14 protein-coding genes are annotated in these 12,965 nt (G+C 65.0%); 4 read left to right on the top strand and 10 right to left on the bottom strand.

What is annotated here, in order from left to right; translation table 11 throughout:
• Positions 1–4: 4 nt before the first annotated feature.
• The 10 genes from radA to BLT40_RS01535 all read right to left on the bottom strand — a co-directional run bounded on the left by radA (position 5) and on the right by BLT40_RS01535 (position 9,444).
• A complete protein-coding gene (radA, locus tag BLT40_RS01580) occupies positions 5–1,399 on the bottom strand; it encodes a DNA repair protein RadA (protein ID WP_090350925.1) in 1,395 nt (464 codons plus the stop codon).
• Between the two features lie 78 nt (positions 1,400–1,477).
• Positions 1,478–2,566, bottom strand: a complete 1,089-nt coding sequence (gene alr / locus BLT40_RS01575) for an alanine racemase (RefSeq protein ID WP_090350923.1) — start codon at positions 2,564–2,566, stop codon at positions 1,478–1,480.
• Positions 2,567–2,661: 95 nt separating this feature from the next.
• A complete protein-coding gene (locus tag BLT40_RS01570) occupies positions 2,662–3,630 on the bottom strand; it encodes a CsgG/HfaB family protein (RefSeq protein ID WP_043694981.1) in 969 nt (322 codons plus the stop codon).
• 157 nt (positions 3,631–3,787) lie between these two features.
• Positions 3,788–4,546, bottom strand: coding sequence for an SGNH/GDSL hydrolase family protein (locus BLT40_RS01565; RefSeq protein ID WP_090350920.1), 759 nt, complete (start codon positions 4,544–4,546; stop codon positions 3,788–3,790).
• A 41-nt stretch (positions 4,547–4,587) separates the two neighbouring features.
• A complete protein-coding gene (locus BLT40_RS01560; protein WP_036111694.1) occupies positions 4,588–6,018 on the bottom strand; it encodes a replicative DNA helicase in 1,431 nt (476 codons plus the stop codon).
• Positions 6,019–6,138: 120 nt separating this feature from the next.
• Positions 6,139–7,365, bottom strand: a complete 1,227-nt coding sequence (locus BLT40_RS01555) for an alginate export family protein (protein WP_143025812.1) — start codon at positions 7,363–7,365, stop codon at positions 6,139–6,141.
• A gap of 422 nt (positions 7,366–7,787) precedes the next feature.
• The gene (gene rplI, locus BLT40_RS01550) at positions 7,788–8,234 is read right to left on the bottom strand and encodes a 50S ribosomal protein L9 (RefSeq protein WP_036111689.1); all 447 of its coding nucleotides are present in this window, start codon (positions 8,232–8,234) and stop codon (positions 7,788–7,790) included.
• Positions 8,235–8,312: 78 nt separating this feature from the next.
• Entirely contained in the window at positions 8,313–8,543 is a 231-nt protein-coding gene (gene rpsR, locus BLT40_RS01545; RefSeq protein ID WP_029214018.1) for a 30S ribosomal protein S18, read from the bottom strand.
• Between the two features lie 15 nt (positions 8,544–8,558).
• On the bottom strand, positions 8,559–8,981 hold the full coding sequence (rpsF, locus tag BLT40_RS01540) for a 30S ribosomal protein S6 (protein WP_036111682.1): 423 nt from the start codon (positions 8,979–8,981) through the stop codon (positions 8,559–8,561).
• Positions 8,982–9,117: 136 nt separating this feature from the next.
• Positions 9,118–9,444, bottom strand: a complete 327-nt coding sequence (locus BLT40_RS01535) for a HesB/IscA family protein (RefSeq protein ID WP_079522100.1) — start codon at positions 9,442–9,444, stop codon at positions 9,118–9,120.
• Between the two features lie 124 nt (positions 9,445–9,568).
• On the opposite strand from BLT40_RS01535, the gene asnS reads away from it, so the two are divergent.
• The 4 genes from asnS to BLT40_RS01515 are packed head-to-tail and all read left to right on the top strand — an operon-like array spanning position 9,569 to position 12,962.
• Positions 9,569–10,972 carry an asparagine--tRNA ligase gene (gene asnS / locus BLT40_RS01530; RefSeq protein WP_079522101.1) on the top strand — a complete coding sequence of 468 codons (1,404 nt, stop codon included), beginning with the start codon at positions 9,569–9,571 and terminating at the stop codon, positions 10,970–10,972.
• Between the two features lie 20 nt (positions 10,973–10,992).
• Positions 10,993–11,805, top strand: a complete 813-nt coding sequence (locus BLT40_RS01525) for a MalM family protein (RefSeq protein ID WP_051943425.1) — start codon at positions 10,993–10,995, stop codon at positions 11,803–11,805.
• A gap of 7 nt (positions 11,806–11,812) precedes the next feature.
• The gene (locus BLT40_RS01520) at positions 11,813–12,145 is read left to right on the top strand and encodes a hypothetical protein (protein ID WP_090350917.1); all 333 of its coding nucleotides are present in this window, start codon (positions 11,813–11,815) and stop codon (positions 12,143–12,145) included.
• A gap of 28 nt (positions 12,146–12,173) precedes the next feature.
• A complete protein-coding gene (locus BLT40_RS01515) occupies positions 12,174–12,962 on the top strand; it encodes an SDR family oxidoreductase (protein ID WP_090350915.1) in 789 nt (262 codons plus the stop codon).
• Positions 12,963–12,965 lie beyond the last annotated feature (3 nt).

The following is a 12,965-nucleotide window of genomic DNA, read 5'->3' as shown; positions in this document are numbered from 1 at the left end:
CGGCTTACGCGTCCCGGCTCGCGTCCAGGGCCTGTGACAACCGCTCGACCCCGATGACTTCCATGTCGCCAACGCGACCACGCCTGGGCGCGTTGGCGGCCGGCACGATGGCACGACGAAAACCGTGCGTCGCCGCTTCCTTCAGCCGCTCCTCGCCATTGGGCACCGGGCGGATCTCACCGGACAGACCGACTTCACCAAAGGCGATGGTCTTTTCGGGCAGGGGACGATCGCGCAGGCTGGACAGCACCGCCATGATCACCGGAACATCGGATGCCGTCTCCTGAACACGAATACCGCCGACCACGTTGACGAAGACGTCCTGGTCATATGCCGCCACACCGCCGTGGCGATGAAGGACGGCGAGCAACATGGCGAGACGGTTCTGCTCCAGCCCCAGCACCACACGCCGGGGGTTACCCAGTGACGACTGATCGACCAGCGCCTGGACCTCGACCAGCAACGGCCGCGTGCCTTCGCGCGTCACCATGACCGCACTGCCGGGCGTGGGGCCCGAGTGGGCGGAAAGAAAAATGGCCGAGGGGTTCGGGACTTCGCGCAGACCTTTCTCGGACATGGCGAACACGCCCAGCTCGTTGACAGCGCCGAAGCGGTTCTTGAACGCGCGCAGCACACGGAAACGGCTGCCCGACTCACCCTCGAAATACAGGACGGCGTCGACCATATGCTCAAGCACGCGCGGTCCGGCGATGCCGCCCTCTTTCGTCACATGGCCGACCAGAAAGACCGAGGTGCCGGTTTCCTTGGCGAACCGCGTGAGCTTGGCGGCGGACTCGCGCACCTGACTGACGGACCCCGGTGCGGCGGTGAGCATCTCGGTCCAGATCGTCTGGATCGAGTCGATCACCAGTACGCGCGGCCGCGCAGTCACCGCCTGCTCGAGAATCCGCTCGATGCAGGTTTCCGCCAGCGCATGCAAAGGCGCCAGCGGCAAGTCAAGGCGCTGCGCGCGGCTCGCCACCTGACTCAGCGATTCTTCGCCCGTGACATACAGGCTTGGCAACACGGCACCCAGCGTGCCGAGCATCTGCAGCAACAGGGTCGACTTGCCGATCCCCGGATCGCCGCCGATAAGCACCACCGAGCCATCGACCAGACCGCCGCCGAGCACGCGATCGAGCTCGCCTATGCCGGTATTCGTGCGGGCTTCGGCTGTCAGCAGGACCTCGGTGAGCGGCGTGATCCTCGGCGCGCCCGCGGCATCCCCCGCATAACCGCCGCGCCGGGCACCCGGCGATGACACCGCCGCGGGCTTGGCGGGCTGCACGACGAATTCGGTGAGGACGTTCCATTCGTTGCATTCAGCGCACTGGCCCTGCCATTTGCTGTGCTCGGCACCGCACTGGGTGCACACGTAAGCGGTCTTGGCCTTGGCCATCGTCGGGAAATTCCGTGAAGTGGATGAGGCTGTATCGCACAGCGCTGTCGCAGGGACCGATACGCGGGTGACGCTCGCTCAGGTTTCGTCTTCGACGAACAGTACGCGACGGGTCATGCCACAGGTCAGGTCATACGAGATCGTACCCGCCGACGCCGCCACCGTCTCGACCGGAAGCTCCTCACCCCACAACGTCACGCGGTCGCCGGTACGCGCTTCGGGTATGCCGCGCAGGTCGATCGTGATGAGGTCCATGGAGACCCGGCCGATCAGCGGCGCCAGGCGGCCATCGATCGACACCGGCGTGCCGGGGGCGGCACTGCGTGGATAACCATCCCCGTAGCCGATGGCGGCCACGCCGACCGGCATGTCTTCAGGGCACTCGTAGGTGCCGTTGTAGCCGACGCGCTCCCCCTTTGCGAGGCGATTGATCGCTACGAGACGGGTGGCGAGGGTCATGACGGGACGGAAGCCGAAATCGCTACCGGATTTGCCCTCGACCACGGACAGTCCGTAGAGCAGGCCGCCCGTGCGAACCCAGTCGGCGCGCGCATCCGGCCAGCCGAGCACCGCGGCGGAGTTGGACAACGCTCGCGGGCCGTGGAGTCCTTCGGTCGCCGCGCGGAACCGGGCGATCTGCAGGGCGGTCTCGCTCCCCTCGAATTCCTCCGACGAGGCGAAGTGCGTCATCAGTCCCAGCTCGGGGTCGATGGCTGGCATGGCCGAGAGAGCCGCATGCACCTCACGTGCACGCACCGGATCGAAACCGAGCCGGTGCATGCCCGTGTCGACCTTGATCCAGACCCGCAGCGGACCTCGCGAAGGATCGGCCTTCGCCAGCCAGGGGAGCTGGGCATCGTGATGAATCAGCGCGTCCAGCCGGAGGCGCTGCATTTCCGCGATATCGGACGACGTGTCGGGGCCGGAGAGAACGACGATGCGCTGCCGGTGCCCGGCCGCGCGAAGCCGCAGACCATCCGCAATGGCCGCGACCGCAAAGGCCTCGGCCTCGCCATCCAGTGCGCGGGCCACGCGCTCGAGGCCATGCCCGTACGCGTCGGCCTTCACCACCGCCATGACTTTCGCGGTGCCCGCCAGTGCACGCACGCGAGCGAGGTTATGGCGCAGGGCACCGAGATGGATGGTGGCGACGGTGGTACGGCTCATGGGCTTGAATGCGGCAACGCTGACGAAGAAGACTGCCCAGTCTAGCCGGATCGACCGGGCAGCCGTGTGGCGCGAGGGTGGCGGTTACCGGCCGGTCAGCGCGCCAGGTCGAAGTTTTCCGACGAGATCCAGCCTCGGTTGCCGTGCTCGTCCTCGACCTCCCAGATGACTCCGACCTTGTCGCCCGTCGGATAGACCGTCATGCCGGGCTCGAGCGAGCGCACGGCCTTGCCCTTCATGCTGGAGGTGGCGAACATGCGCGTCGCCACGCGAACCGTGCCGGACTGCCGCGCATTCGCTGCGGACGCGTTGCCCGGCATGCCGCCCATTTCGTTGACCAGCTTGGTGTAGGCGTCGAGATAGGCCATGGTGATGACCTGGCCGATCGTGGTGTTGGCGTAGCCACCGATGCCGGCGCCGCCCATGCCCTGACTGCCGAAGAACGAGCCGCGGGCCCCGAGGCCGATGTCATTCTTCTCGCCATGGCCTTCCGCCATCGCGACCTGCTCGGACGAGCGCACATCGGTGACGGTGAGCACCACGTCCGACGTTTTGGAACTGATGTTGATGGAACCGACGAGGCGCCCGGCACCGCCCCCGATCAGACCACCCGCCAGCGCTCCCAGCGCGCTGCCGCCGGCATTGCCATTGGCCGAAACCAGATCGGGGACCATGACATAGTCCGCCGCCTTGACCTGCCCCTTGCCGACGTTGGCGCCACCACGGAGTTCACCTCCGGCCGCAAGCGCACGCTCGCGCATCGCCGCGCTCATGCCCGTGCCGCGATCCACCAGTGTGAAGCAGCCGGACTTGTTGACGAACACCTTGATAAGTTTGGTCGGCGACGGCAGCTGCTGCTGCGTCCACCAGTGCACGTCGCCCTCGGGCTCGAGCACCGAGATGCTTCCGAGCTTGCGTGCGCATTTGGGAATGGCGGCGACCTTCGCTTCGTGCTCCTTCTGGGTTTTGGCGACGAGCGGGTTGGTGGCGGCGCACGCGGAAAGCGTAAGGGTGAGGCCAAGCGCAAGCGACGCCACACCGGCGTGCCTGAAGGTAATTTCCATGATGGATTCTGTCCTGATGCGTCCGGCCCTGAACGACCTTGACCCTGCCCGGACGCACGCGGGAAAAGGCCGTCGAATGAGCGGACGATGCTAGCGATCAGGCAGACATGCGTCTGTTGGGCGTTGTCCTAAAATGCTGTAGGAATTTGCCAACGCGTTAATCAGTCGCCGCCGCCAAAGCGGCATCGACGGCTTTCTGAGCAAGCGGCGCCATCACGGCGTAGCCCTTCGCGTTCGGATGCAACCCATCGTCCGTCAAGTCGACCTTCAGGGCGCCCGCGCCGTCCGACATCGCCGGCGCGTAATCGAGCAACACGAGATGCTCCGCTCCCGCGTACTGACGGATCCATGCATTCAGGGCGAGAATCGCCGAGGGCGGCCGGCGCACCGTCTGATCCTTGATGACCGCATCGCTGACGGGCAGCAACGAAGCGAGGACGACATGGATACCATGCGCCCGGGCCAGCTCGGTCATCGACGACAGATTGTCCTCGATCATGCCCAGCGACGACGCGCCGGTGTTCCCCGCGATGTCGTTCGTCCCGGCGAGGATCACCACGACCGCCGGCTTCAGGGCGATCACGTCGGCGCGAAAGCGAACCAGCATCTGCGCCGTCGTCTGGCCGCTGATCCCGCGGTTGATGTAGCCACGCCCCGGGAAGAACTCGCCGATGGGCCGGCCCCAGAAATCGGTGATCGAGTCGCCGAAGAAGATGACGCGCTTCTCCCCGACTCTGGGCGGCGGATAGGTTGCGTTGTCCTTCGCGAACCGCGCCAGCAGCGGCCAGTCGTTGAGGCGCTGCTCGATGTCCGCGCGCTGGTCGGCCGTGGGGTGGTCGGGCAGCGCGATACGTTCGGCCGCCGACACGTCGGTGGCGAGCATGAGCAGCGACATTCCCCAGAACCTGAGCCTCATGACTCCATCCCCGACACATGAAAGACAATCAAAGCGGCAAGCTAGTCGAACGACCCCACGTAGGATTCCGGCGTCCAGTTCTCGAACTTGGTGTAGTGACCGAGGAAGGCCAGTTTCACCGTGTCCGTCGGACCGTTACGCTGCTTGCCGATGATGATTTCGGCCAGGCCCTTATCGGGCGATTCCTTGTTGTAGTACTCGTCGCGGTAGATGAACATGATGACGTCGGCATCCTGCTCGATAGCGCCGGACTCGCGAAGATCGGACATCATCGGACGCTTGTCGGCGCGCTGCTCCAATGAACGGTTCAGCTGCGACAGCGCGATCACCGGCACATTGAGTTCCTTCGCCAGCGCCTTGAGGCCGCGGGAAATTTCCGAGATCTCCGTCGCGCGGTTTTCGCTGTTGCCGGGCACCTGCATCAGCTGCAGGTAATCGATCACGATGAGGCCCAGCCCGTGTTCGCGCTGCAGACGACGCGAACGCGAGCGCATTTCCACCGGCGACATGGCTGGCGTGTCGTCGATGAAGATCTTCGCATCGGAGAGCATGGTGATCGCCGACGTGACGCGCGGCCAGTCTTCTTCGGCCAGATCGCCGTTTCGCAGGTGCTGCGCGTGCACGCGACCGAGCGACGAGATCAGACGGAAGGCCAGCTGTGAGGCCGACATTTCCATCGAGAACACCGCCACGGCCTTCTTGCCGCGCATCGCCGCCGCTTCGGCGAGGTTGAGTGCGAACGCCGTCTTACCCATCGACGGACGAGCCGCGATGATGACCAGGTCGGACGGCTGCAAGCCCGAGGTCAGTTCGTCGAGATCGGTAAAGCCGGTGGACAGACCGGTGAGCTGGCCGCGCTTTTCATAGCGCTCTGTCAGCATGCGGAAGGCCTCACCCACGGCTTCGCGTACGGAGACGATGTCTTTCTTACCGCGCGCGCCCGATTCCGCGATACGGAACACGCGCTGCTCGGCGAGCTCCATCACCTCCTGAACGCTTTTGCCTTCGGGACGGAAACCGTCCTCGGTGATCGACGTACCCGCGTCGATCAGCATGCGCAGTACCGACTTTTCGCGCACGATATCGCCATAAGCGGCGATATTGGCTGCGCTGGGCGTGGAGTTGGCCAGTTCCATCAGGTAGCTGGCACCACCGACCATCTCGGCCATTTCGTTGGCGACGAACCAGTCGCCCAGCGTGATGGCGTCGCAGGGCATGCCCTTGTTGGCCAGCTCGTTGATGGCGCGCCAGATCAGACGATGGTCCTTGCGGTAGAAGTCGTCGTCGGTCAGCTTGTCGGCCACCTTGTCCAGCGAGTCCGGAGACAACATCAGGCCGCCCAGGACGGCCTGTTCCGCCTCGATGGAGTGCGGCGGGATGCGAAGGGACTCGAAAGCGCTGGGCTCGCGCTCGCGGCGGCGCTTGCGGTCGCCGCGCTCACCGCGCTCGCCACGCTCTGGATTGAAGGACATCGTTTACCTCGTCATGCCGTCGGCTGATGACCCGGGCCCGGGTCGCCGTGACGCCATGATACGCGCCCCTGTCGCAAACCTTGAGAGGATAAGTCTGTGGATAACTTGTGGGTTATCCCATCAGCGCGGCGCCTGGCCGAAGCGGTATTCGCCGATGAGCCACAGTTTTCGCTCATCGACGCCGTGGGATGAGGCACGGTAATCGCCATATTGGATGTCCAGCGTCAGGCCCCTGGCCAGCCCTACCAGCACGCCCGCATCCAGTTCACGGCCCAGCAGCGCACCGCCCTTCTCTGCCCGGAAATGCCGCGACGTGACCTGCCAGCTTATCTTGCGGCCCGCATCGACGCTGCCGAGGACACCGACGTAGCGTTCGCGTAAACCGGTGCGGGGAATGCGGAAAGCCACCACCCAGCCGTTGAAGGCGCGAGCCACGCCGTAGGCGACGTTGACCGCGTTGCGCCCGTTGCCGTCAAGCTTCTCCTCACCGGCGCGCCCGGAAAGTGCTGGCAGGCCGTAGCTCACCTCGAACAGGTGGTAGCCCAGACTGAACCGCGCGGGGTTATTCGCGTAGTCGTACTGACGGGCCACGTCCACGGTCCAGCCCAGTTTCGCCGCGCTGGCAGCAGGCTGGTAGGAGCCCGTCCAGCGGGCGCCGGCCGTCTTCGTTGAGTTGGCGGCCACCGTGTCGTTGCGGATGAAATAGCCGTAGGCGGCCAGCTTACCCACCGACAATGCCTGATCCAGGTGCAGCAGGTGCGCTGCGAGCTTCCACCGACGCTGGTCACGGTCGTGAAAATCGAACCCAGGCGTACGGTTCGCGCGGCCCAGCCAGAAGTAGCGCAGGTCGGCTCCCTGCCACGCTTTCCAGGACAGCTGCACACCGTCGTAGGATTGCAGGTTCTGCCGCCATGGGTTGTTGCTTATGAAACGGCCGGCATCGAGAAGCACGTACTGACGTCCGGCGCGCACGGCGAACGCGTCGTCGCGATACTCCGCCCACGCATTGGTCACGCCAGTGGAGGCGGGATCCGCTTCGGTTGGATAGGGGGTGATACGGGCCGAGCCATCATCGTATTGCTGACCGAACAGCGCCCACGTGCGGGTGCCTTCGCCGTAGACGCTCCAGCCGTTGCCGATCACCCAGTGATAGCCAAGCTGCGTGCGCAACGTGTTGGCGTGACCTCGCTTAGGCGCACCGTCGGAATGGAGATTGCTGTAACGGTAGCGTGCCTCGATGTAGGGCGCGCTTTCCGCCTCTGCCGGTGCATCGGCAGCCCAGGCCGACATTCCCATGATCGAACCGCCAGCCACGCCCATGCATGACCGCCACCACCACTTGCCCATGACCGCTCGCTTGCTGACTGCGCAAAGGGCGTGACTTTAGGTGGGGGAGTTGGCTGGAGCCAATGCGAGGTGGACGGGGTCTGGCGGAAGCCGCGCTGGGCGGGGCTTTGGCTGGGGCGGGCGGACGCTCGACGATGACGGATGCTGCGTTGGCTTGTGAGATGTTACGCAAATTGAGGGTTGCCGCTTCGCCGCTTCGTTGGCTGTCGCCAGCAGGGCTGGCTCCTACAGGAGCACGGACGGGCTGGCTCCTACAGGAGCGCGGAAGGACTGGCGCCTGCCGGAGCACGGAACGGCGGCTCCTGCCGGGGCACGGAAGGGCTGGCTCCTGCCGGAGCGCGGCATGACCGAGTCCATCGGCGCGAGGCAAAAAAAACGGGCGCCACAAGGGCGCCCGCTTCGGTGTTGCCGGTAGCCGGTGCTTACGCGCCGACGACCTTGACCTTGACCGTCTGCTGGATATCGGCGTGGAGCACGATGGTGACATCGTATTCGCCGGTGTTGCGGAACGGGCCTTCGGCCTGGATCACTTCGCTCTTGTCGACTTCGTAGCCCTTGGCGACGAATGCCTCGGCCACGTCACGCGGGGTCACCGAGCCGAACAGCTTGCCTTCCGGCGAAGCGTTGACTTCGATGGTGACTTCCGCGCCGTCGAGCTTGGCGGCACGACCCTCGGCGCCGGCCAGTTGTTCCTTGGCCTTGGCTTCGTACTCGGCACGACGTGCTTCGAACGCTTCGAGGTTGGCGGCGGTCGCGCGAGCGGCCTTGCCGGTCGGGAGGAGGAAGTTACGACCGTAACCCGGCTTGACGCTGACCTTGTCGCCGAGGTTGCCGAGGTTCTTCACCTTCTCGAGGAGAATGAGTTCCATAAATATTCCTTACTTTCGTTAGCACGGGTTGGGCCCCATGCAGCCAGGACGGTTGTCCGAAATGAGACGCCTGAAAAATCAGACGTCGTGGTTGTCGGTGTACGGCAGCAGCGAGAGGAAGCGAGCGCGCTTGATCGCGGTCGCCAGCTGACGCTGGTAGCGGGCCTTCGTGCCGGTGATGCGGCTCGGGACGATCTTGCCGTTCTCGGTCACGTACTGACGCAGGGTGTTGAGATCCTTGTAATCGATCTCTTTCACGCCTTCAGCGGTGAAGCGGCAGAACTTACGGCGGCGGAAGAACTTGGACATGTCTGTGATCCCCGATTAGTCGTCGCTGTCGCGATCGTTGTCGTTGTCGCGACCACCACGGCGGTCGTCGCCGTCGCTGTCGTCGTCACGGCGACGCGAACCCTTCTGCTCATCCTTTTCCTTGCTCTTCAGGATGAAGGACGGCTCGGTGTCGGCTTCGTCGCGGCGGACCACGAGGTGGCGCAGGACAGCGTCGTTGAAACGGAAGCCCGTCTCGAGCTCGTTGAGGGCGTTCTGCGAAACCTCGATGTTCAGCATCACGTAGTGAGCCTTGGCGAGGTTGGCGATCGGGTAAGCCAGCTGACGGCGGCCCCAGTCTTCCAGACGGTGGATCGTGCCGTTGTCGCCTTCGATCAGCGCCTTGTAGCGCTCGATCATGGCGGGCACCTGTTCGCTCTGGTCCGGATGGACCAGGAACACGACTTCGTAATGACGCATGGTGACTCCTTGTGGATGCACCCCTTCCGGGGATGGCAGCCTCCCGCGACGTGCGGTGAGGCAAGAAGACCCTCGTTTGGGGAGAGCCAGCCGCGCATTGTAAGGAGATTCGGGAGGTTATCGCAAGCGGCGAGGCTTACGAGACGGTGAAGCTCTCGCCACAGCCGCATTCGCCGGTGGCGTTGGGGTTGTGGAAAACGAAGGAGGCGTTCAGGCCCTGACGCTGAAAGTCGATCAGGGTGCCGTCGACCAGGGGCAGGCTCTTCGGGTCGACCACGACGCGGATCCCGTCGATATCGAGCACCTGATCCTCGTCGGCGATGGCGCCGGCCAGGTCGACCACGTAGCCGAAGCCCGAGCAGCCCATTCGCTTGACGGAAAAACGCACGCCCGCGGCCTCAGGTGCCCGGGACAGGAAGGCGCGCATGCGGTCGGAGGCGGCGGGAGTGATCTGGATGCTCATGAAATCGTTTTATTACCGTGATATACCCGGGAACGGTGCCGTTCACGTGACCCTTACATTATCATGCAAGGTCGCGTCCCACGCGCCCTCCTTATGTGCGGCGCCTTTTCTGGAGTTTCAATCGATGACGGTGGTAAGCGTCAAGCAGGCCCTCGCCGGCGGTACGACCGCAGGCGAACACGAAGTCACGGTCCGCGGCTGGGTGCGCACCCTGCGCGAGTCCAAGGGTGGCCTCTCCTTCGTTAACGTGAGCGATGGCTCCTGCTTCGCCCCCATCCAGGTGGTCGCCACCTCGGATCTCGCCAACTACGAGACCGACGTAAAGCACCTCTCCGCCGGCGCCGGCGTGATCGCCACCGGCAAGCTTGTGCCGTCGCAGGGCAAGGGCCAGGCCTTCGAGATCCAGGCCACCCGCATCGAGGTCACCGGCTTCGTCGAGAACCCGCTTACCTACCCCATCCAGCCCAAGCAGCACTCGATGGAGTTCCTGCGCGAGGTCGCCCACCTGCGCCCGCGCACCAACCTGTTCGGGGCCGTCACCCGCGTCCGCCACACCATGATGATGGCGATCCACCGGATCCTGACGGAGCAGGGCTTCTTCTGGATCAACACGCCGATCATCACCACCTCCGACGCCGAAGGCGCCGGCGACATGTTCCGCCTTTCCACGCTCGACCTGGCAAACCTGCCGCGCGACGACAAGGGCGGGATCGACTGGAAGAAGGACTTCTTCGGTCGCGAGGCCTTCCTCACCGTGTCCGGCCAGCTCAACGTCGAAGGCTATGCCATGGCGATGAGCAAGGTGTACACGTTCGGCCCCACCTTCCGCGCCGAAAACTCCAACACCACGCGCCATCTGGCCGAGTTCTGGATGGTCGAGCCCGAAGTGGCCTTCGCCGACCTGAACGACAACGCCGATCTGGCCGAGCTGTTCCTCAAGGGCATCTTCAAGGCCGTGCTGGACGAGCGCCAGGACGACATGGCGTTCTTCGCCGAACGCGTGCAGCCGGACGCCATCACGCGCCTGGAAGCGTTCATCGCCAAGCCGTTCGAGCGCATCCAGTACACCGAGGCCGTCGAGATCCTGCAGAAGTCCGGAAAAAAATTCGAACACCCGGTCGCCTGGGGTATCGACCTGCAGACCGAGCACGAGCGCTACCTCGCCGAGGAACATATCGGCCGTCCCGTGGTCGTCATGAACTACCCCGAAGAGATCAAGGCGTTCTATATGCGCCTCAACGACGACGGCAAGACTGTGGCGGCCATGGACGTCCTCGCACCCGGCATCGGCGAGATCATCGGCGGTGCTCAGCGCGAGGAACGCCTGGACTACCTCGACCGCCGCATGGACCAGTTCAAGCTCGATAAGGACACCTACAACTGGTACCGCGACCTGCGCCGCTACGGCACCGTGCCGCATGCCGGCTTCGGTCTGGGCTTCGAGCGCCTGCTGGTCTACGTCTGCGGTCTGGCCAACATCCGTGACGCTATCCCCTACCCTCGCGCGGCAGGGAGCGCCGAGTTCTGATCATTCCCCGACTGAAGACCATGCCCCCACACGTCGTACGTCCCCTGTTGATCGCCGTGGCCCTGCTGGGCCTCGCCGCCTGCCATACGATGGGCGCGATCGTGCCGCCGAACTTCCGTCCGCCGGAAAAAACGACGGCCGCGATCGACGCCGCACGCAAGTCGCTCGAAGACGCCTCGCCGTGCTGTGGCAGCTTCGCCGACCTCTCCTACCAGGACATGCTGCCCTGGCAGCCGCAGCGGTTCGAACTGACGAAGGACAGCCCGGTCGCCAATCTCAACGGCGACCGCAGCTACTTCCTCGCGTTCCGCCTGCCGGCGGGCGCGCAGATGCCGTACACGATCGCGCTGAAAGCCGAACTCAACGGTCGCTGGCTCAGCTCCAGCTACCTCTTCGCCCCGACCATGGTGCTGCTGGACGATGCCTTCCAGCCGCTGCACGCGGAAGACATCCAGCTCTGCGAGTACATGGGCTGGACCAACGAGACGACCGGCGCCTTCGGCAAGTTCAAGGTCGAAGACGACAAGGCGCGCTACCTGGTCGTGTATTCGTCGGCCAAGCAGCAGAAGAGCCAGACCTACTGGGAGCAGTCGCCCAGCAGCTTCTCGGCGGAAGCGCCCGTCAAGATGAGCTCGGCGGGAAGCTTCAAGATCCCGCACGGCCCGGACGGCGTGCTGTTCCTGGGCATGCAGAACGATACGTACAAGAAGGCGATCGGCAACGCCGTCTGCTCGAAGGCGTCGCAGGGTAACGGCGTCATCTCGACCATTCGCGATGTGGTGACCACCGATCTTCTCGGCACCGACGCGAAGAAAAAAGACAAGGACAGCTGACCCGATCATGCAGACCGCGGTTCTCCTCTATCTTCTTCTCTTGCTGGGCGCGGTCGCGTTCTTCGTCCTGCACATCGTTGCGCAGTGGCGCTTCACGGCGACACTGCGCAAGCGCTATCCGGACCAGTGGAAAACCATCGTCGAGGCCGACTCCGGTCGCCCGAACGGCTTGTCCAACTGGCTGCGCGTGCGCCGCGTCCTGCGCTCGGACGCTCCTGCCCTGTTCAACGATGACCAGCTCAACCGCTGGCAGGCCTTGTGGCGACGTGCCCCCTGGCTCGCGTGGCCGTGCTGGTTGGCCGCGATGGCGTTACAGTGGTGGGCGATGAAGCAACACTGATTCCGTTCACCCGCCGCAGGGAGCTCGCATGGATCTTCGCCTCACCGGTCGACACGCGCTGATCTGCGGCGCATCGCAAGGCATCGGCCGCGCCACCGCCTTCGAGCTGGCCGAACTGGGCGCCAGCGTCACCCTGTTATCCCGCTCCGCGGATGCGCTCGCCGCCCTCGCCCGCGAGCTGCCCGCCCGGCATGCCGGCCAGTCCCACGACCACCTCGCCGTCGACATGCTCGACACCGCCGGCCTGACCACGGCTATCGCGCGAGTGGTCAGCCTGCATGCCGTGCATATCGTGGTGAACAACAGCGGCGGGCCACCGCCAGGTCCCGCATGGTCCGCCGCGCCGGACGACTACCTGACGGCCTTTCGCCAGCACGTGCTGGCGGCCCAGGTCATTACCCAGGCCTGCCTTCCCGGCATGCGCGGGGCGCACTACGGCCGCGTGATCAATGTGGTCTCCACCTCGGTCAAGGCGCCGATCCCGAACCTGGGCGTGTCCAATACCGTACGTGCCGCCACGGCCGGCTGGGCCAAGACGCTCGCATCGGAAGTGGCCGCCGACGGCATCACGGTGAACAACGTGCTGCCGGGCTATACGCGCACCTCGCGCACCGAGGAACTGATCGAGGCCAGGCGCGGGAACGGTCGCAGCCGCGAGGACGTGGAGCGCGATCTGCTTGCCAGCGTTCCCGCGGCGCGCTTCGGCGAACCGGCCGAGGTGGCCGCCGCGATCGCCTTCCTGGCCAGTCCGGCCGCCGGCTACGTCAATGGCGTGAGCCTGGCTGTCGACGGCGGGCGCACCCGAAACCTCAACTGAGGC

The organism is Dyella sp. 333MFSha (assembly GCF_900102405.1).
Lineage (GTDB): Bacteria > Pseudomonadota > Gammaproteobacteria > Xanthomonadales > Rhodanobacteraceae > Luteibacter > Luteibacter mycovicinus.
This window is presented reverse-complemented; position numbering and strand designations above follow the sequence as displayed.

Excerpts from the sequence above, each read along its gene's own strand:
- rpsR (WP_029214018.1), bottom strand. The coding sequence starts at position 8,543 with ATGTCCAAGTTCTTCCGCCGCCGTAAGTTCTGCCGCTTCACCGCTGAA.
- rpsF (WP_036111682.1), bottom strand. The coding sequence starts at position 8,981 with ATGCGTCATTACGAAGTCGTGTTCCTGGTCCATCCGGACCAGAGCGAA.
- BLT40_RS01555 (WP_143025812.1), bottom strand. The coding sequence starts at position 7,365 with ATGGGCAAGTGGTGGTGGCGGTCATGCATGGGCGTGGCTGGCGGTTCG.
- alr (WP_090350923.1), bottom strand. The coding sequence starts at position 2,566 with ATGAGCCGTACCACCGTCGCCACCATCCATCTCGGTGCCCTGCGCCAT.
- BLT40_RS01565 (WP_090350920.1), bottom strand. The coding sequence starts at position 4,546 with ATGAGGCTCAGGTTCTGGGGAATGTCGCTGCTCATGCTCGCCACCGAC.
- BLT40_RS01570 (WP_043694981.1), bottom strand. The coding sequence starts at position 3,630 with ATGGAAATTACCTTCAGGCACGCCGGTGTGGCGTCGCTTGCGCTTGGC.
- BLT40_RS01560 (WP_036111694.1), bottom strand. The coding sequence starts at position 6,018 with ATGTCCTTCAATCCAGAGCGTGGCGAGCGCGGTGAGCGCGGCGACCGC.
- rplI (WP_036111689.1), bottom strand. The coding sequence starts at position 8,234 with ATGGAACTCATTCTCCTCGAGAAGGTGAAGAACCTCGGCAACCTCGGC.
- BLT40_RS01535 (WP_079522100.1), bottom strand. The coding sequence starts at position 9,444 with ATGAGCATCCAGATCACTCCCGCCGCCTCCGACCGCATGCGCGCCTTC.
- radA (WP_090350925.1), bottom strand. The coding sequence starts at position 1,399 with ATGGCCAAGGCCAAGACCGCTTACGTGTGCACCCAGTGCGGTGCCGAG.
- BLT40_RS01520 (WP_090350917.1), top strand. The coding sequence starts at position 11,813 with ATGCAGACCGCGGTTCTCCTCTATCTTCTTCTCTTGCTGGGCGCGGTC.
- asnS (WP_079522101.1), top strand. The coding sequence starts at position 9,569 with ATGACGGTGGTAAGCGTCAAGCAGGCCCTCGCCGGCGGTACGACCGCA.
- BLT40_RS01525 (WP_051943425.1), top strand. The coding sequence starts at position 10,993 with ATGCCCCCACACGTCGTACGTCCCCTGTTGATCGCCGTGGCCCTGCTG.
- BLT40_RS01515 (WP_090350915.1), top strand. The coding sequence starts at position 12,174 with ATGGATCTTCGCCTCACCGGTCGACACGCGCTGATCTGCGGCGCATCG.